The following is an 18,606-nucleotide window of genomic DNA, read 5'->3' as shown; positions in this document are numbered from 1 at the left end:
GATGAAGACGAAGCTCTCTCCGGGGCGGCGTTCGCTGTTCGCACTGCGCAGCCTCGACCCGCGGTGGGTCGGCCGGATCTGCAACCGAGCGACGCTCACCCCGCCGCCCGGTGTGCCGATCCCGAAGAACTCCGACGAGCTCCTCGAGATGGTCGGCGACCCGACCAAGATGAAGGACGTCGCCAAGGACCCGTCGACGTTCGCGTCCTGGGTGCAGGCCTACGCCGACGAGCAGCAGGGCGAAGGCACCGACCTGCGCGCGGCCGTCAGGGCCGAGACGCAGCGCGTGGTCGCGCAGATGCTGCGGGAAAACGACGTCGACGACGAGGGCCAGGAGAAGATCCAGCGCCTCAACCTCGACCCGCAGAACCGGTCCTCGGGTCGGATGCTGTCGAGCCACAAGCAGGCCACGGCGCACAACCCGAAGGCGCTCGGCGCCAAGATGGACGGGAAGTTCGCCAGCCACAACGACTTCATCTACAACATCTGGCACCTGAACACCACGCCGGAGGCTCAGGCCAAGCGCGCTGAGATCGCCAACGCGTTCGGGTCGGTCGTGCCGTCGGACGGTGGCTTCCTCGTCCCGGAGACGCTGCGCAGCCAGCTGCTGGAGATCGCGCTGGAGGAGTCCGTCGTCCGTCCGCTGGCGACGGTCGTGCCGATGGAGTCCGCGCGGGTCCCGTTCCCGATGATCGACTCGACGGGCAACAACTCCAGCCTGTTCGGCGGCATGATCGCCTACTGGGGCGAGGAAGGCGTGCCGCTCACCGACTCGTCGGCGAAGTTCGGCCGCGTCACCCTCGACGCGAAGAAGCTCACCGGCCTCTCCGCCGTCCCGTCCGAGCTGCTGCAGGACAGCCTGATCAGCTTCACCGCGCTGATCGAGCGCCTGTGGCCGAAGACCCTGGCGTTCTACGAGGACGTCGCGTTCATGAAGGGCAGCGGCGCGGGCGAGCCGCTCGGCTTCCTCGGCGACGGCAACCCCGCCTCCATCGCGGTCGCCGCGGAGTCCGGCCAGGACGCGGACACGATCTACCTCGAGAACATCCTCAAGATGTACTCGCGGATGCTGCCGGCGTCGCTGAGCCGCGCCGCGTGGATCGTCTCCCCCGACTGCATCCCGCAGCTGTACACGATGGCGCTGTCCGTCGGCACCGGCGGTGCCCCGGTCATGCTCGTCAACGCGTCGGGCCCCGGCCCCGCGACGATGCTCGGCCGCCCGATCATCGTGTCCGAGAAGGCCGGCCGCCTCGGCGACCGCGGCGACATCTCCTTCGTCGACCTCGCCTACTACCTGGTCGGCGACCGACAGGTCATGACCGCGGCCTCGTCCACCGAGTACCAGTTCGGCTCGGACAAGACGACGTTCCGGATCATCCAGCGCGTCGACGGCCGCCCGTGGGTCCAGTCCCCCATCACGCCGCAGAACAACGGCTCGACCCTGTCCCCGTTCGTCGAGCTCGCGGCTCGCTGAGACGGCTGAATCCAGAAAGGACACACTGACATGGCTCAGGAAGGGCTCGGCCGCCTCTTCGACCTGTCGATCGGGTTCGCCCCGGTTGACATGCAGACGGCCGCGAACACCGGCAAGCGCATCAACCTGCGCATGTACGGCGGCATCGAGGTCGTGCTGTTCAAGGGCGCTGGCACCGCGGGCGACGACCCGGTGCTGACGCTCAAGCAGCACACCGCCTCCTCCAGCGGTACCACCGCGAACCTGGCGGCGATCGACCACTACTACGTCAAGTCCGAGCAGACGCTCGACGGCGACGAGCAGTGGAGCCGCATCGCCCAGACCGCGGCCGCCACCATCACCGACCCCGGTGCCGCTGGCACCTCGGCGGAGGAGCAGCAGATCGTCGTCATCCCGGTCAACGCCACCGCGCTGGCCGACGGCTACGACTACATCTCCCTCGACGTCGCGGACGTCGGCGGCAACGCCCAGCTCGGCTGCGTGCTGTACGTCGCACGTGACCTGGCTGCGCAGCGCGCACCGTCCAACCTCGTCGCCCCGCTGTCGTAAGGAGACATGACCATGGCTCCCACGCCTCCGCAGGGTTCCGCGTTCCGGAAGAACCTGTTCGGTCTGAAGGTCGACCGCAACACCGCAGCTCTCCCCCAGACCACCGCCGCGCCGATCTTCACCGTGGCCGGCGGGCGCGTCCTCGTCACCGGCCTGATCGGCGAGGTCACCACCGCGATCCAGAACCAGGCCAACAACACGAAGCTGATCGCCAACCCCACCACGGGATCCGACGTCGACCTCTGCGCGGTCGTCGACGTCGCTAACCTCGAGGTGGGCGGGAAGCTCAGCATCACGCCGGACCTGGACGCCACCCCGTTCTCGGTAGCGCTGGACAAGCAGCTCGCCGGCGCGATCCCCATCGGGTTCGGGGCGAAGGCGCTCTGCGTTGCGGCGGGCACGATCGACCTCTCGTGCGCGGCCAGCAACACCGGCTCGGTGAAGTGGTCGCTGTTCTACGTGCCGCTCGACGACGGCGCCACGGTGACGGCGGCCTAGTCGTGACTCTGTGGGTGTGCGGGGGCTGTACCTGCCGGTTCTCGGTAGGTGCCCCCGCATGCCCGCAGTGCGGATCCGTTGACCACCACGAGGAAGGCAGCGTCATGCCGAAGATCACCGTGCACGGCGGCCCGTCGATCGCCGGGCAGCAGCCGGAGCAGCCCACGCCTGCCGCCAAGGCCGAGCCGGTCACGACCGAGGAGATCGCGGCAGAGCGGGTCATCCTCCACGAGGGCGACGTCGTCGTCCCGCGCGACGCCACCCGCGTCGCAGACGAGGCGGCCGGGAGCGAGACGCCCGACGGGCCATTCGAGCCACTGCCTGAGGCGATCGACGGCGACGGCACCGAACGTGTGTCCAACCCGGACTACCCGGAGTGGACCGTCAAGCAGCTCAGGGAAGAGCTCGGCAACCGTGGGCTGTCGAAGACCGGCAACCACGACGAGCTCGTCGAGCGCCTGCAGCAGCACGACGTCGACACCGCGGACGAGGTCGAGCGGTGAGTTGGGAGCAGCTCGGCGAGATCGCCCGCGAGGCAGCAAAACTCGCGGATACCGAGCGCTCCCAACCACCGCAAGCCTGCCCGAACGACGGCGAGCCGCTCGAACGCGGAAAGAACGGCGTCCTGCACTGCCGCTTCGACGGCTGGACGCCCCAGTAGCAGCCGGGAGTCCGCAGGCGGACGGACTTCCGGCCCTAGCAAGGAGAGGAGGTGAACCGAGATGGCACGCCCCTGGCACTGCACCCGCGAGGACGTGATGGCGCGCGGCGACATCAAGCTGACCGCGCGGATGGCCACGCAGGTCGACGACGCGATCGAAGCCGCAACGCGCGACGTCGAGAAGCGCCTGCACCGCATCCTCTACCCGAGGCTCGAGACGCATCGCTTCGACTGGCCTGGAGAGCAGAGCGGACGGACGTGGCGGCTCTGGCTCGACCAGCACGAGGTCATCTCGGTCACCACCCTCACCTCTGGTGGTCTGGTCATCCCCAGCACCGACTTCTTCCTGTACCCGGACAGCGGTCCCCCGTACAACCGCATCGAGATCGACCTCGCCTCCAACGCGGCGTTCGGCGGCGGCAGCACGCACCAGCGAGACGTCGAAGTCCTTGGCCTGCACGGCTACAACGACGACTCGAAGTCTGCCAGCGCACTCGCAGCCGCCGTGTCGACGACCACCGCCACCACAGTGGACGTCACCAACGCGGCCGCGGTCGGTGTCGGGGACCTCATCAAGCTCGGCTCCGAGCGGATGATCGTGACAGGCCGGGCGATGGTCGACACCACGATCAACGCCGCAGGGTCGCTCACCGCGAACCTCGGCAACCAGACCCTGCCGGTGTCCGACGGCAGCGCGTTCAACGTCGGCGAGATCCTGCTGCTCGACGCTGAGCGCGTCCGGGTCGACGACATCGCGGGCAACACGCTGTTCGTCACCCGCCAGTGGGACGGCACCGTCCTCGCCGCGCACAACACCGGCATCGACATCTACGCGGCGCGCCGGCTTACCGTCGAGCGCGGCGCGGTGGGCACCACGGCCGCCACGCACCTGTCCGGGGCATCGATCACTCGCTGGCCAGCACCCGGCCCGGTGAAGCGGCTGACGATCGCCGAGGCGCAGACGACGCTCGCGCAGGAGTCCACCGCGTGGGCCCGTGTCATCGGTCAGGGCGAGGCAGCACGCGAGGCGTGGGCCAGGAGCCTCAACGACGCTCGTAACGAGTGCTACGAGAACTACGGCCGCAAGGCCCGGATTCGGGCGGTGGCCCGGTGATCGCCGTCATCGTCCTCGAGTCCGGCCCTGTCCTCGAAGGCCAGATGCCGGAGATCCTCCACGACTACCTGGAGGACGCGACCTGGCAGGTCGGTCAGCAGGCGCTCGCAGACATCCACGGCATCCTCGACGCCAGCATCCGCAACCCAACGCCGTACTACGAAACCCAGATCACGATGGAACGCGGCGGCATCGAGGGGCTTGAGACTCTCGAGTCCGACGTCACGCCCGTCGCGGTGCACGACCGCGGGGTCATCTACGGCCACTGGCTGGAAGGCGACGGATCGCGCAACGCCCCCGTCACCTCGTTCCGTGGCTACGGCGCGTTCGGCGCGACAACCGGAGCACTCAACGGCGGCAAGGCGTTGCCGCTCGCCGAGGCCGTCATGAAGCGGTACCTGCCGCGCCTGCGAGGTGCGTGATGACCGTCATTGACATCGGGCACGGCGTCGAGCTTGAGGTCGTGCACAGCGGCCTCGCCGGCGGTGCGGCGGTCGGCATCGACTACACCCATCCCCGCCCGGACGGCAGCAGGTGCGCGGGCTTCGTGTACTTCGACACCGCCAAGGTGCGCGAGGTGTTCGAGCCCGCGGCCAGCGCGATGTGGCAGGTCGAGCAGCAGGAGCCGCTCACGCTGTCGCCGTCGCTGCTCTGCCGCGGTTGCGGCCACCACGGGTTCATCCGTGAAGGCCGCTGGGTTCCTGCTGGGGGTGAGCGCTGATGGTGCTGGCCTGGAATGGCGCCGACCCGAGCGAGGTCGGCGACGGCTCCAACTACGAGCTGGGTGTCTGGTACCGCGCCGAAGTCGACATCACGATCACGCACCTGCGCATCTGGACGGGGCCGGGCGAGATCAACGTGACCAACCGGCGCGGCCGGATCTGGTCCTCCGGCGGCGGTGCTCTGGCCGTCATCACGTTGCCCGACAACCCAGGCGACGGCTGGACCCTGCACGCCCTGACCGCACCCCTGCAGATCGACAGCGGGACGACCTTCCTGCCGTCGTACTCAACCGGCGGCAACTACGGCGCCCTGCCCAACGCGCTCAACGCCAACGTGCCCAGTGCCGACGGCAACCTAGTGGCGCTCTCCGCGGCGAACTCGCCCACCGGGTTCAACGGCACCTTCAACACCGACCCAGAGACCTTCCCGAACTCCGGCTTCGGCGCCCCGTTCTACGGTGTGGACTTCCAGTACACACTGGGCCACGGCGACGCCACGCCACCTCGGATCGTCGACACCTCCGCCATCGCAGACGGGCTGCAGGTGACCGCGGCCGCAGTCGTCGAGGACGACGAAGACCTGACCGGCCTCACGCTGCGCATCGACTGGGGCGACGGCACCGACGCCACGACCGTCACCTACCCGACGCTGCAGGCCAGCCACACGTACGCGACGTCCGGGATCTACCCGCTGTTGTTCCGTGCCACCGACTCCTCTGGCGAGACGGCGAACCGCGCGGACTTCGTCCAGGTGTTCGGCGCCGACGCCTCATCGAACCGGTTGAACACCAAGGCCATGCAGCAGGCCCTGGCGAGCCACGCAATGGTGCTCGGCAACTTCAAGACCGTCTCGCTGCACGAGCCGCGCGTGCGCCCCGCCGAGCCCCTGCATGTGGCGTTGTGGTGGAGCACCATCACGCCGATCGACGCCTCCGGTCTGGCCGTCACCTCGGCGCGCGTGGAGTGGCTGCTGCGCATGTACACGCCTGGCGAGCAGGAACCGCAGGACGAGATGGACGCCATCATCGGCGATGCCACAGACCGTCTCATCGGCTCGCTGGCGCGGGACTTTGACCTCGATGACCACGTCGTTGACGGTCTCGTTCGGATGATCGACATCAGGGGCGCGCACGGCGCACGGCTTAACGCCGTCGCTGGCTGGGCCCGCTGGTCTGACGGCATGTCCCGCGTGGTGACGGTGACCATCCCCGTCATCGTCAACGACGTCTGGCAGGAAGGAGCCGCCTGATGACCAAGCGCAGCGGCCTCGGGTCCGTCCTCTACTACGACGGCAACGACCTGTCCGGCGACAAGCAGACCTACGACATCTCCTGCCCGATGTCGCCGTTCGACGTCACGCCGATCAACAAGTTCGCGCCTGTGCGCATCGGCGGACGCCGCGACGGCGCGATGAACTCGAAGTCGTTCTTCAACCCCGCGACCGACCAGGCGCACGACGTCGAAGGCGCGCTGCTGCTCACCGACCGCGCGTACACGATCGGCATCGGCGACACCATCGGCAGCGCCGCAGCCTGCCTGGTGTCCAAGCAGATCGGCTACGACCCCACCCGCACCGCCGAGGGCGAGCTCACCTTCAACGTCGACGCGCAGGGCAACGGGTACGGCCTGGAGTGGGGCGAACTCCTCACCGCCGGCGCACGCACCGACACCGCCGCGACGAACGGCCCCGGCGTGGACTACTCGGCCGCCACGTCGTTCGGCGCGCAGTTCTACCTGCACGTCCTGGCCTTCGCCGGTACGGACGTCACGATCAAGCTCCAGGACTCGGCCGACAACGCGTCCTTCGCGGACCTGGCAGCCGGCGCCTTCGCCTCGGTGACTGCGGCAAAGCAGTCGCAGCGCATCCAGACCGCGCGCAACGCCACCGTGCGCCGCTACCTCCGCGTCGCCACGACCACCACGGGCGGCTTCACGAGCGTGTCGTTCGTGGTCGCCGCCATCAAGAACACCTTCACGGTCAACTTCTAGGGGTTCCGCCATGAACCGTCTCATCACCCCCCAGGGCAAGCCGAGCGACTACAAGACGTTCGCCATCACCCAGCCCGCGGCCACGCACTGGTTGCCGGCGACGTGCGAGCAGGTCGAGTGCGAGCAGTGGAAGCACGGCTGGTGGTCGGAGTTCGACACCCGCACGCCGCAGGGGCAGTTCCAGGAGACCTACGTGCGGCACTCGTCCGGCCGCGCGTTCCGGCAGGTGCTCGAACGCCCCAACGGCGAGCCGCTCCCCGCCGGGATCGTGCGGTTCGAGTTCGCGCCAGGGCAGCAGTGCTTCGGCGCCAGCGAACACAAGATCCGGCTGGAGGACGTGCCTGCGGTCTTCAGCACCCGTACTGGCGACTACCGGGTGAACACCAACCCAGAGGTCTGCTCGGCCGACGGCTGGGTGAACCAGTTCCTCGAGAACGACGAGCGCCTCAAGAAGCTGCGCGAGTAACGACCGCCCGGAGAGGACGGTCGTAGACCGCCTCGCCGCAACAACCCAGGAAGTTCAGGAGAGGTACCCCCACTGCCCTCCGCCATCTAGGAGGGCAGTGGTTTGGCGAAAGAATCCGGCCTCGGGTGGAGCACCTGCTCACTCGATGATGCGTCCGGCACGCCGCAGGACATCAAGAACGACATCACCAATCTGGAGATCAGCACGCCGCGCGCCGTGCAGGACGTGACTGGTCTCGACAAGAGCGCGGTCGAGCGCATCCTGTTGCTCGCTGACTGCTCCGGCACCCTCAACGGCGTCTTCAACGACGCCGCGAACAAGGGCCACGCCGTGCTGAAGACGGTCTCGTCCACTTCGGTGAACCGCACCCTCACTCTCACGGTTTCCGGGCAGACGCTCGCGAACGAGGTCCTCGTGACCGACTACCCGCTCACCCGCGCCGCGTCGGGCGAGCTCACCTACGCAGCGCCATTCGTGCTCGCCGACGGGAACGTTCCGACGTGGTCGTGATCAGCAGGCCGTGCACTAAGTGCGGGGTGGACAAGCCCTTGGAGGCGTTCCGGAAGAACGCCGCCTACCGCGACGGCTATACGCGCCAGTGCATTGAGTGCATCGGTGCACGTCGTCGTGAGCGCTACCACGCCGCGCCGGAGCGTGAGAAGCAGGTCGCGGACAAGTGGACTGCCGCGAACAGGGACCGCGTCAACGCCAAGGCTCGGGAACGGCGGGTCGAAGCGCTCCGCGTCTACAGCACGACGCCTGACCCGTCGTGCGCTTGCTGCGGGGAGGGAACTCTCGCGTTTCTGACCTTCGAACACATCGGCGGTGGCGGCAACCAGCATCGGCGTCAGACCGGTGGTGGCGGGTTCATCTCCTGGCTCCGCAAGCACAACTACCCGCCTGGCTTCGAAGTTCTCTGCATGAACTGCAACCACGGACGCCGCGTCAACGCGGGCGTCTGTCCACATGACGAGCTGGTTCGCCAGCTCCTACCCGCCTGATCAACCACACCGCACATCGCAAGAGGGGCAACAAGATGGGCTTCCCGAGAAAGAGGCGCTACAACCTCACCTTCCTGGAAGGTGACCCGATCACTGACGGGTTGGAAGTCAAGACCACGGCTCCGACTCTGCTGGAGAGCCTGGAGTTCAAGGGCGGCCAGCGCAAGGACGAGGAAGACCGCGCGTACTTCGACCGCCAGTTCCGGGCGCTGATCGACCACATCGTTGACTGGAACATCGAGGACGAGGACGGCGTCAAGCTGCCGATCACGTTGGACGACTGGTACACGATCGACCTCCCGGTGCAGATGCGCATCCTTCACGCGTGGTCGAGCCTGGAAGAGGTCGTCGACGAACAGTCCCCTTTGGACGGCAACTCCGGGCGGGCATCGACGAGTGGCTCGAGTACGGGCCCGGATCTCGCTATCGAGGCATCCATCCCGTCACAGCCGCTCGGGTAACCCTGCCTTGGGAAGTCGAACAATCCCTGTGGCTACTCAAGATCGGCGAACGATTCGGACGGTTCCCCGAAGAGGTCGAGGCTGCTGACCAATCGCTCTTGCGGCACCTGCATATCGAAGACATGTACCTGCGAGCAGTCGCTGAACGTGGAGAAAGGGGTGGGACATGAACGAAGTGAAGATCGTCGTCACCGGTCAGTACCGCCCCGGCAACACGGTCGCCGAGCTCAAGAAAGACCTGGCGGACATCACCAAGTACGCCAGGGAGTTGGAGAAGGCCGGGTCGAAGTCGACCACCGATCTCGACAAGGGCCTCAAGAAGGCTGGCAACAGCGCGGACATGGCGAAGGAGGCCATCAAAAAGCTCGGCGACGCAACAGATAAGGCGTTCGACGGGCTGAAAGACAAGGTCGACAAGGCGTTCAAGGCCGCCGAGGAAGAGCGCATCGTCAAGGTGAAGGCCGAGTTCGACAAGAACCGGATGAAGAACAGCCTCGACGGCCTCGGCGGCTTCGACATCGACATCACGTCCGGTATCGGCCCGAAGATCGCCAACGCGTTCGGCAAGGTATTTGACACGGTCGGCAAGGGCCTCGACCTCGGCCAGGCCGGCGCGAAGGGCGCGGCATCGTTCGTCGGTGGCCTCGGCGACGGGCTCAAGGCTCAGCACCCTGCAGTCCAGGCCGCCGTGTACGGGACGCTCGCGACCGCGGTGGGTGCAGCTGCACCCCTCGTCGGTGGCGCTCTCGCAGGCGGCATCGTCGCCGGCTTCGGCGCGGGTATCGGCGGCCTCGCCATCGTCGCTGCCGCCCAGAACGGGAAGGTGCGCCAGACCTTCTCGGATTTGTGGTCTGGGATCGTCAACGAGGTACAGAGCCGGACCTCGGTGATCGAGGGCGTTCTCATCCGCACCGCTGGCCGAGCGCAGACCGTGTGGAACGAGACAGGTCACAAGCTGACCGACTCGTTCGCCAAGGTCGCCCCCGGCTTGGAGGTGCTGTTCGACGGGCTGCTGCAATCTTTCCAGCGGTTCGCTCCTGCCCTCGACCCGCTTGCCTCAGCAGCGTCGAAGGTCTTCGCTGACCTCGGCGACCGACTGCCAGGCATCGTCGGCGAGATCGCCGACGCGTTCACTGACCTTTCGGCATCGGTGGAGAAGAACCCGCAGGCACTCGGCGATTTCATCGCGAGCCTCGGCGAGATCATCGAGTTCGGCGCAGACGTCCTCGGGGTCCTCAACGACATCCACGAGGGCAACAAGATGGTCATCGACCAGCTTGCCCAGGGCCTCGAATTCGTTGGCTTGAAGGAAGCCGAGAAGGACGTCGGCAACTTCAACAACAGCCTCAAAGCCATGACGCAGACGCCACCTGGCCCGATGAAGGCACTGCAGGAGGCGATCGCAGGAGTCGGTGCGGCTGGCGACGATGCCGCGAAGAAGGTAGACGCCGTCCGGCAGGCGCTCGACCTACTCAACGGGCTGACCCCGGACTACACCGAAGCGCTTGCCTCTGCGGCCGAGGCGGTCGGTGCGATGGACGGCGCGTTCAAGCAAGCCGACGACCGTGCGAAGGGCTACGCGAAAACCCTCCTCGACTCGACAGGTGCCTTCGATGTCACCAACGAAAACGGCCGCAAGCTGTACGCACAGGTCAACGATGTCCGGGACTCGTTCGACGGCATGGCGGCCGCGCTCGCTAGTGGGCAGATCAGCCGCGAGCAGTTCATCGCCGACACCGGACGTATGCGTGACAAGCTCAACGAGACCTGGTCGCAGGCTGGCCTGACCAAGGATCAGATCGCGCACCTCAACTCGGTGTACAGCCTCACGCCTGACCAGATCGCGACGATGGTGCGGCTGCTCGGCGCGGCCGATGCTGAAGCGCAGATGAACCAACTGGCTCGCGCCCGCACGGCGATGATCTACATCACCCAGCAGATCAGCACCATCGGCGGCTACGTCGGCAGCGTCAACGGCCAGGCCACCTACCACGACCGGCCGTCCGCGCACGGCGGCCCGGTGGCACGGTTCGCCAGCGGCGGCATACCCGGCGGGCGAACGAACGCCGTCGTGAACGACTGGGGCTCGCAATCCCACGGTGAAGCGATCCGGCTCCCCCAGGGCTCCACCGTGATTCCCGCGTCCATGACCCGGTCGATGGAGTCCCGCTGGGGCACCGACCGCGGTGCAGGCGGCAGCGGCACGCTGACACTCCGGTCGCTCGGGAACATGTCCCCGCTCGAGCGGATGTTCTTCGAGTGGTTCCAGGCGGCTATCCGCGGCGGCAAGGTCGACTTGTCGGGGGCGATGAGCTGATGGGGCTGCGAAACGACATCGTCACCCGACTCTTCCTTGGCACATGGCAGGACGTCTCCTCCGACCTGTCGTACGACGCCGGCCTCAACATCCAACGCGGTCGCCGCAGCGAAGACAGCATCGCGCCGCCGCAGGAATCCGACTTCGAACTGTTCAACGCGGACGGCCGCTACACCGAACGCAACCCGCTGTCCCCGTGGTACACGCACCTGGGCCACAACAACCCGCACGAGACCTCCCTGCGGCTGGCCAGGGATACCGGTTCGACCGTGGTTTCCAACGGCTGGGGCACCACAGAAGCGCACCCCGACGGGGCATGGGCGACCTACTCGTGGACGAACTCCGGCGGGGCGAACTCCGACTACGCGAAGACCGGCAGCGCGCTCACGCACACGATCGGCACCGCGAACTCCGGGCGCCGCAGCGAACTGCTTGCCTTCGACCAGCGCGAAGTCGACGTGACCTACAGCTTGACGCTCGGGTTCACCGACGTGCAGGTCGGCGCGCTCGCCACCGACTTCCTGTTCCGAGCCCAGGACTCCTCGACGTACTACATGACGCGGCTGCTGATCAACACCGATGAGACCGTGTACCTGGCGCTGTACGACGGCAGCGGCAACCCCATCCGGAACCTGATCATCGTTGACGGCATCACCCACACCGCGGGCCAGGCCCTGCACATCCGGGTCCAGGCGGACGGGTCGACGTTCCGCTGCAAGCTATGGAAGGGCGCCGACCGTGCGACGTCCGAGCCCTACGGCTGGGACATCGACATCACCGACGACACGGGCTTCAACACCGCCCTGCTCGACGCGTCCGGGTACATCGCGGTCCAGTCGGTCGTGGGCGCGGGCAACACGAACGTGCCGGTCACGTTCTCCTACAACGACATCGACATCCGCCTACCGCTGGCGTTCGACTACATCTCCGAGTGGCCGCAGAACAGGGACGAGACCGGCGAGCACCAGACGGTTGCCGTTACCGGCGCCGGGGTGCGGCGGAGGTTGATCCAGGAGAAGAAGACCACGATCAACGCGGTCAGGACCTTCCTGCGTCAGCACAACCGCAGCACCACCCAGGGCATCCGGCACTACTGGCCGCTCGAGGACTCGGGCGGCGTGGCGGCCGCCGAGCCCGAGGTCGGCACCGTGCCGCTGTACCTCACGACCGGCCAGGACACGAGCCAGAGCTTCGGCAAGGGCACGTTGGCGTCGTGGCTGGGCCCCGCGTGCAAGATGTTCGGCCTCGACTCGCTGGACACTCTGGACAAGCTGTCGCTGCCAGGGTTCGTCGCGGCCGACGGGTGGATGGTCGACCACGTCCGCAAGGGGGCCTGGTCGAGCGACTACGCACTGCGGGTCAGGTACGGCAACAACGACATCACCGTGACGTTCGAGCACGCCATCGACGAGATCGACGTCAACGACCCGTCCGGCTCGACGATCGTCACGTACGTGCCGCCGTTCGACGGCGGCCTGCACCACATCCGACTGACCGCCCAGCAGGTCGGCGGCAACATCACGTGGGTCGTGTACGTCGACGGCACCGGCGTCCTCTCAAACACGTACGCCGGCACGCTCACCCGCCTCCGCGAGGTCTCCATCGACGACCTCGCCGCGCACACCAACGACTTCTCCGTCGGGCACGTCTGCGTCTACGACGCCGCCTTCAGCGACTCCTTCGGCAACAACGCGTGGGACGCGGTGTTCGGGTTCGCCGGGGAGACCGCGCTGAACCGGATGGAACGCGTGTGCGGTGACTACGACGTACAGCTCGCCTGGATCGGAGACCAGGACGCCACCGCGACGATGGGGCCCCAGCAGATCGCCCCGTTGATGAGCGTCCTCGAGGACTGCGAGAAAGCCGACGACGGCCTGCTGTACGAGCAGCGCTCGGCCGCGTCACTGGTGTATCGGTCGCTGAACTCGATGCTGGGCCGCGATTCCCGCTGCACGATCAGCATGTCCGCCAAGGAGATCTCCCCGCCTTGGCAGCCGACCCGTGACGACCGGCTCGTGGTCAACAAGGTCGTGGCCAAGCGCGACGACGGCGGCGAGTACACCTACGAACTCACCTCTGGCCGCATGTCGACCGCGGCACCAGAGGACGGCGGGGTCGGCTCGTACGAGAAGAAGGTCGAGCTGAACGTCGACCTCGACTCGGCCCTGTCCGATCAGGCGTCGTGGCGCGTGGCCCGCGGCACGGTCGACGAGTACCGGTACCCGTCCGTTGTGGTCGACCTGCACCGGACGGAGATCTGGCAGGACAACCCCGAGCTGTACCGCCGGCTGATCGAGCTCGACGTGGGCGACCAGATCACGTTGGAGGGCATGGACACCTCGTTCGTCTTCGGTCCCACGCCGCAGCTGGTGATCGGCTACACCCGCGTGCTCGACCAGTTCCGGCACACCTTGACCATCGTGTTCGCGCCCGCCGCACCGTTCCGATCCGGTGTGCTCGACGACGACGAGGCGTGGCTCGACGCGGAAACCACCGTGCTGAACGCCGACATGGCGACCGCCAGCGACACCACGTTCAAGGTGCGGTCGTCCAGCGAGACGTGGACGACAAGCGTGGGTTCCGGCGTGCCGATCCTGGTGGGCGGCGAGGAGATGCTCGCGACCGCGATCGGCTCGAGCAACCCGACGTTCGTCAGCGTGGGCACTGCAACGCACGGCGACAACGCCTCGGTCACACCCGGAACACCGGCCAGCAGCCAGGTTGGCGACGTCATGCTGATCCTGGCAGCCATCCGCAACCCCAGCGGCACGGCGAACCCGAACCCCCCGGCTGGCTACGAGATTGTTCAGGACGGTGCGAACGTCCGGTTGTTCGGCAAGGAAGTCGCCAGCAACGGCGAGGCCCCACCGCAGATCACGTTCACCGGTGGCGCAGCGGGCGACACGACCTCGGCGCAGGCGTGCGTGCTGCGCGGCGTGTCCCTCACGGCGTACGACACCGAGTTCCAGATCAACAGTTCTGCGCAGAACATCGCCTGCACGCCACCGCTCACGCCGTACGCCGCGAAGACGCTGGTCGTGCAGTGGGGATGGAAGCAGGACGACTGGACGTCGGTCGCCACGCTCACCGGCATGACGGAGATCGGTGAACCGTCCAGCACCACCGGCAACGACCAAGGGGTGGTCTGGGACTACCAGGTGTGCGACGGCTTGACGACCGGGCCAACCGGCAGCTCTTTCACCGTGACGGGCGGCGCGTCTGCTGTCTCCCGTGCTGGCGCGGTGGCGTTCCACGCAACACAGGCATTCACCGTGACCCGTGCAACCAACGGGTGTGCCGGCCTCGTGCACGCCGCCGGCACACCCGTCAACGTCGCCCGCCCGCTGATCGTGGGCCTGTCATGACTAGGAGGCGATGATGGTCGCGCTCGCGGGGCAGAAGATCACGGCCAGCATGCTCAACTCGTTGGCGCCCACCGGGCACGCATCGTCCGGTGTGAACACGACGGCGGGCACGACGACGTCCACGAGCTACACGGACACCCTCAGCGGCACCACGTCCGTCTCCGTGGCGTTCATCGTGCCGCCTTCCGGGAAGATCGCCGTCACGGTCTTCGGGTCCACGGACAACAGCGCCGACAACTACTCGGTCATCAGCTACCGCATCTCCGGTGCGGCAGGCACCGTCGCGGCGAGCGACAACTGGCAGACGTACTTCCGCAACACGAACGAGGGCGGCGTTGGCCGCCGCTCTTTCCAGACAGGACTGACGCCAGGTGCGGCCGGAACGATCACCATGCAACACAAGGTGAGCGGCGGCACCGGCACGTTCAATAACCGCGAAATCCTCTGGGAACCGCTTCCCGCCTAAGGAGATGCCATGAGATACGTCGAGATCCCCGGCGAGTTCGAGGCCGTGCAGTGGACCGGGGACAACGTCGCCGAGGTCGCCGAGCTCGTCGGCACCTACCGGGGGCCGAACTGGGAGTGGACGCCACAGCCCGACGGAACCCTGTACGGCACCGCCGGCATGGACAACCTGCTCCTGCCCGAGGGCGAGTGGTTCGTCGTCGGCCCGATGTGGGGCGGCGAAGAGCCCATCAACGTGCCATTCAAGCAACTGCCCGCACCCACCTTCAGCGCCAGGCACACCCAGGCGCCCGTCACCGAGTAGCCCGTTCAACAACGAGAGGAGGTGGAGCCCGTGCGCATCATGGGACCACCGAGCGAGCAGTGGGACGTCGTGCTCCGCCTGCTCGGAACACAGAACGCAGCCCCGCTGTTCATCGACGAAATCGCCCCGGCCATCTGGGAAGCGTGCTCGCGCTACGGCATCGACGCTGTCGGCGCGATCGCTCAGGCTGCCCGGGAGACCAACTGGGGGCGGTTCACCGGCACCGTTCCGGCGAGCTTCTTCAACGTCGCCGGGATCAAGATCCACCCGGACAACCAGAAGTTGAAGCCGGGCGTGACCGACGGCGACAACCTGCTGGCGCACGACCAGTTCGGTTCGTGGTGGCAAGGCGCGCTCGCGCAGGCACACCACCTCCGGGCCTACACCGGCTGGGGCGTGCCCGAACGGGACGTCGCCCACGCCCGGTACTGGGCTGTCCTCGGTGGACACCGCATCACCGACTTCGAGCAGCTTTCCGGCCGCTGGGCCGGGTCTGGCTATGGCGAGGGCATCGCCTCGATCGCCCGACGACTCGTGGAGGTGGGACTGTGATCCCCTACGCCCGCGATCTTCCCGTCGACGCGAGCGACGAACTGATCGCCTCAACCGAGGCTCATGTCCGCGCCGAGATGTCCGCACGTGCAGCGGCGGACGACGACCCTGAGACCAACGCCGACGACGTCGAGGTCAGCGTCGAACGGTTGGCCGACAAGGTCCGTGTGGTCGGCACGCTCGACGCGGAGCCCGACGCGCCCTACCTCAAGCCCGACTACGACGCGTTCGCCGGCGTCCCCGCCCACCTGCTCGCTCAGGTCTACGACGACGGGGAGGCGTGATCATGGGCGCTGTCGAGGAGATCCTGTTCTTCGTCTCGGTGTTCCGCGAGTTCGGTGTTCCAGTCGAGTTCGAACCGGGTTGGGAGACGCGCGGCAACGGATCATCCGCCGCGTACGAGGGCGGGATCCTGCACCACACAGGCATTCCGGCCACCTACCAGAACCCAGGTCCAGGCACGCGGGTACTGCGCGACGGCCGCCCGGACCTCTCCGGTCCGCTGTGCCAGTTCCAGAACAAGTTCAACGGCGTCGTGCGCGTGATCGCAGCACACCCCGCCAACCACGCGGGTGCCGGCGCGGGCCGATCGATGGGTCCGTTGCCACGCACCAGGCTGTTCAACCCGAGGGTCGTCGGCATGGAGACCGACTACGCCGGCAACTCGCCGATGAGCCCCGAGCAGTACTACGTCTCCAAGGTCTTCGCGATCGCGGTCCGGCGGCGGTACGGCTCGATCGAGCGGTGCCGCCTGCACTTCGAGACCTCTGAAGAGGGCAAGTGGGACGCCGGCTGGAAGCCCGGCACCCCGATCGACGCAAACCAGTTCCGACGCGACGCCCTGGCCCTCGAGGCCTCCGGCGCACACCAGGAGGACGACGTGTCCGCAGAAGACGTTCTGAACGCACCCGTGCCGGTCGGCTACGACGGCAAGAGCAGCGACCTGCCCCTGCGCCAGCACCTGCGCGGCACCAACTACGGCGTCTGGGAAACCCACGCCGTCGCTGTCCGCCTGGAGCAGGGGCAGGCCGGGCTGATCGCGGCCATCGCCGCCCTCTCCAAGAACGGCGCGCTGACCGCAGAACAGGTCAAGGGAATCGTCGACAACGCGGTCCGCGAGACCACCGCCGCCGGCAACGCGGCACACCTCGCGGCGCTGCAGGCCCAGCTCGACGCGGCGACTGCGACGTTCCGCGCGATCCTCGCCGAGCGCGACGAGACCCTCGCGGCCGAGGTCATGGACGAGCTCGGCCAGCGGCTCCACGCCGCCTAACCCAGAGCGGCGCCCGGTCGCGTCAAGCAGCTGCGCGGCCACTCATCGCCCCACAGCACAACAGATCCAAGGAGGGGTGAGTGGGTGACATCGCACTGCTCATCGGGGCCATCGCCACGCTCGTCGGCGCGCTCGGCACCACCGCGGTCGGCATCATCACCGCGCTGCGTTCATCACCACGCGAACGGCGCCGTGCCGCCACAGGAGTCATGAGACGTCTCAAAGAATCCGCGAAGGACGGAGACCTCACCGATGACGAGATCCGGGCAGCGCTTGAGGAAGGAGAGGACGACCGGTGACACCTGAACGAGTTGACCGAACCATCGTGCAACCCGCTGCTGACGCCGCCGTCGACCGCCGCGGGCGCCGCCTGATCGTCACGCTGGGGCTCGTCACGGCCGCGCTGATCGCGGGCGCGATTGCTCTGTTCCTGGTCGATCGGAGCCAGCAGGTCGACCAGGCCGACGAGCTGAAGAGGTCCGTCACAGCGCTGGCCCAGCAGGTCACCGAACTGGGCGGCACGCCGGTCGTGCAGCCACCAGGGATTCCGGGCCCCACCGGACCCGCTGGGCCTGCCGGTCGGGACGGGAAGGACGGCCGCGACGGGAAGGACGGGACCACTCCGGCCTGCGTGTCCGAACTACCGCAATGCCGCGGCGCCGACGGCGAAACCGGGACGGCTGGGCAGGACGGCCAGAACGGCGCCGACGGACAGGCCGGCACCGCCGGTAAGGACGGGCGGGACGGTGTCGATGGCAAACCGCCCGCGGGCTGGTCATGGGTGGACGGTGACGGCAGGCAGCAGTCCTGCACCCGCGACCCCGCCAGCCCCGACACGAGCCCGCTCTACACGTGCACGGCCCCATCCAACGGGCCGCCCGGCACAACCACCACCACGCCTCCGCCGCTACTCGGGCGACGGTAACGAAAGGAAAGTCGCCATGACCCGTCTCGTCCTCGGCCGCGAACCCGCCTACTGGCTGGCCCTCATCTCCGGCCTCGTCGCGTTCGTCTCCTCCGCGGTCTTCCCCCTGACCACCGAGCAGCAGGGCGTCGTCAACGCCTGCGCGGCCGCCCTGTTCGGGCTCATCACCATCGGGTTCCTCGACAAGGAACGCAGCGTTGCCGCGATCGTCGGATTCTTCAAGGCGCTCATCGCCGTCGGCCTCGCGTTCGGCCTGTCCCTGTCGCCCGAGGTGCAGTCCACCGCGATGGTCGTCGTGGAACTCGTGCTCACCGGGGTGCTGGTGCGGCCGAACGTGGAACCGAAGGTGAAGGCCGACTACGCCCTCGCCAGGTAGCGCAAGCTCCCGCCGTGTGCGGCGGCGGGGTGCGCTGTCTAGCCCCCTCGGGCAGCGCAGCGAACGGCCCCAACACCCAGGCGCGGGTGTTGGG

General features: G+C 67.6%; 24 protein-coding genes. All 24 read left to right on the top strand.

Translation table 11 applies throughout. The features are described from left to right. Position 1: 1 nt before the first annotated feature. The 24 genes from IE307_RS38595 (at position 2) to IE307_RS38480 (ending at position 18,512) form a co-directional block, all read left to right on the top strand. Complete coding sequence (locus tag IE307_RS38595) at positions 2-1,474, top strand: phage major capsid protein (protein ID WP_191304423.1); 1,473 nt, start codon at positions 2-4, stop codon at positions 1,472-1,474. Between the two features lie 30 nt (positions 1,475-1,504). Continuing rightward, positions 1,505-2,023, top strand: a complete 519-nt coding sequence (locus IE307_RS38590) for a hypothetical protein (protein WP_191304422.1) — start codon at positions 1,505-1,507, stop codon at positions 2,021-2,023. A 12-nt stretch (positions 2,024-2,035) separates the two neighbouring features. Then, the gene (locus IE307_RS38585) at positions 2,036-2,521 is read left to right on the top strand and encodes a hypothetical protein (RefSeq protein WP_191304421.1); all 486 of its coding nucleotides are present in this window, start codon (positions 2,036-2,038) and stop codon (positions 2,519-2,521) included. 104 nt (positions 2,522-2,625) lie between these two features. After that, positions 2,626-3,024 carry an SAP domain-containing protein gene (locus IE307_RS38580; RefSeq protein ID WP_191304420.1) on the top strand — a complete coding sequence of 133 codons (399 nt, stop codon included), beginning with the start codon at positions 2,626-2,628 and terminating at the stop codon, positions 3,022-3,024. After that, on the top strand, positions 3,021-3,182 hold the full coding sequence (locus tag IE307_RS38575) for a hypothetical protein (RefSeq protein WP_191304419.1): 162 nt from the start codon (positions 3,021-3,023) through the stop codon (positions 3,180-3,182). The genes IE307_RS38580 and IE307_RS38575 overlap by 4 nt, the downstream gene beginning before the upstream one ends. Before the next feature lie 61 nt (positions 3,183-3,243). After that, positions 3,244-4,296, top strand: a complete 1,053-nt coding sequence (locus tag IE307_RS38570; protein WP_191304418.1) for a hypothetical protein — start codon at positions 3,244-3,246, stop codon at positions 4,294-4,296. Beyond that, a complete protein-coding gene (locus tag IE307_RS38565; RefSeq protein WP_191304417.1) occupies positions 4,293-4,718 on the top strand; it encodes a hypothetical protein in 426 nt (141 codons plus the stop codon). Before IE307_RS38570 ends, IE307_RS38565 begins: the two co-directional genes overlap by 4 nt. Beyond that, a complete protein-coding gene (locus tag IE307_RS38560; RefSeq protein WP_191304416.1) occupies positions 4,718-5,017 on the top strand; it encodes a ubiquitination-like system serine protease family protein in 300 nt (99 codons plus the stop codon). Before IE307_RS38565 ends, IE307_RS38560 begins: the two co-directional genes overlap by 1 nt. Then, a complete protein-coding gene (locus IE307_RS38555; RefSeq protein WP_191304415.1) occupies positions 5,017-6,267 on the top strand; it encodes a DUF4082 domain-containing protein in 1,251 nt (416 codons plus the stop codon). The genes IE307_RS38560 and IE307_RS38555 overlap by 1 nt, the downstream gene beginning before the upstream one ends. Then, positions 6,267-7,007 carry a hypothetical protein gene (locus IE307_RS38550; protein ID WP_191304414.1) on the top strand — a complete coding sequence of 247 codons (741 nt, stop codon included), beginning with the start codon at positions 6,267-6,269 and terminating at the stop codon, positions 7,005-7,007. The genes IE307_RS38555 and IE307_RS38550 overlap by 1 nt, the downstream gene beginning before the upstream one ends. Positions 7,008-7,017: 10 nt before the next feature. Then, positions 7,018-7,473: a hypothetical protein gene (locus IE307_RS38545; RefSeq protein ID WP_191304413.1), complete on the top strand. Its 456-nt coding sequence runs from the start codon at positions 7,018-7,020 to the stop codon at positions 7,471-7,473. 102 nt (positions 7,474-7,575) lie between these two features. Then, on the top strand, positions 7,576-7,983 hold the full coding sequence (locus IE307_RS38540) for a hypothetical protein (RefSeq protein ID WP_229905495.1): 408 nt from the start codon (positions 7,576-7,578) through the stop codon (positions 7,981-7,983). Then, positions 7,974-8,474 carry a hypothetical protein gene (locus IE307_RS38535; RefSeq protein ID WP_191304412.1) on the top strand — a complete coding sequence of 167 codons (501 nt, stop codon included), beginning with the start codon at positions 7,974-7,976 and terminating at the stop codon, positions 8,472-8,474. Before IE307_RS38540 ends, IE307_RS38535 begins: the two co-directional genes overlap by 10 nt. A 35-nt stretch (positions 8,475-8,509) precedes the next feature. Further along, positions 8,510-8,935 carry a hypothetical protein gene (locus IE307_RS38530; protein ID WP_191304411.1) on the top strand — a complete coding sequence of 142 codons (426 nt, stop codon included), beginning with the start codon at positions 8,510-8,512 and terminating at the stop codon, positions 8,933-8,935. A gap of 166 nt (positions 8,936-9,101) precedes the next feature. Continuing rightward, positions 9,102-11,252 carry a phage tail tape measure protein gene (locus IE307_RS38525; protein WP_191304410.1) on the top strand — a complete coding sequence of 717 codons (2,151 nt, stop codon included), beginning with the start codon at positions 9,102-9,104 and terminating at the stop codon, positions 11,250-11,252. Next, on the top strand, positions 11,252-14,617 hold the full coding sequence (locus IE307_RS38520; RefSeq protein ID WP_191304409.1) for a hypothetical protein: 3,366 nt from the start codon (positions 11,252-11,254) through the stop codon (positions 14,615-14,617). The genes IE307_RS38525 and IE307_RS38520 overlap by 1 nt, the downstream gene beginning before the upstream one ends. A gap of 13 nt (positions 14,618-14,630) precedes the next feature. Then, positions 14,631-15,083, top strand: coding sequence for a hypothetical protein (locus IE307_RS38515; RefSeq protein ID WP_191304408.1), 453 nt, complete (start codon positions 14,631-14,633; stop codon positions 15,081-15,083). A 9-nt stretch (positions 15,084-15,092) separates the two neighbouring features. Beyond that, positions 15,093-15,386 carry a hypothetical protein gene (locus IE307_RS38510; RefSeq protein ID WP_191304407.1) on the top strand — a complete coding sequence of 98 codons (294 nt, stop codon included), beginning with the start codon at positions 15,093-15,095 and terminating at the stop codon, positions 15,384-15,386. A 39-nt stretch (positions 15,387-15,425) separates the two neighbouring features. Further along, complete coding sequence (locus tag IE307_RS38505; RefSeq protein ID WP_229905507.1) at positions 15,426-15,938, top strand: glucosaminidase domain-containing protein; 513 nt, start codon at positions 15,426-15,428, stop codon at positions 15,936-15,938. Continuing rightward, the gene (locus IE307_RS38500) at positions 15,935-16,222 is read left to right on the top strand and encodes a hypothetical protein (RefSeq protein WP_191304405.1); all 288 of its coding nucleotides are present in this window, start codon (positions 15,935-15,937) and stop codon (positions 16,220-16,222) included. Before IE307_RS38505 ends, IE307_RS38500 begins: the two co-directional genes overlap by 4 nt. Before the next feature lie 2 nt (positions 16,223-16,224). Further along, positions 16,225-17,211: a hypothetical protein gene (locus tag IE307_RS38495; RefSeq protein ID WP_191304404.1), complete on the top strand. Its 987-nt coding sequence runs from the start codon at positions 16,225-16,227 to the stop codon at positions 17,209-17,211. Positions 17,212-17,291: 80 nt separating this feature from the next. Next, complete coding sequence (locus IE307_RS38490) at positions 17,292-17,510, top strand: hypothetical protein (protein WP_191304403.1); 219 nt, start codon at positions 17,292-17,294, stop codon at positions 17,508-17,510. 26 nt (positions 17,511-17,536) lie between these two features. After that, entirely contained in the window at positions 17,537-18,136 is a 600-nt protein-coding gene (locus IE307_RS38485; RefSeq protein ID WP_191304402.1) for a hypothetical protein, read from the top strand. Positions 18,137-18,152: 16 nt separating this feature from the next. Beyond that, positions 18,153-18,512 (top strand): hypothetical protein, encoded by a 360-nt coding sequence (locus IE307_RS38480; RefSeq protein ID WP_191304401.1) that lies wholly within the window; start codon positions 18,153-18,155, stop codon positions 18,510-18,512. Positions 18,513-18,606: the final 94 nt, after the last annotated feature.

This window comes from Lentzea cavernae, assembly GCF_014653695.1.
Lineage (GTDB): Bacteria > Actinomycetota > Actinomycetes > Mycobacteriales > Pseudonocardiaceae > Lentzea > Lentzea cavernae.
Note: the sequence above shows the minus strand (reverse complement) of the source record. Positions and strands in the feature narration are given on the sequence as shown.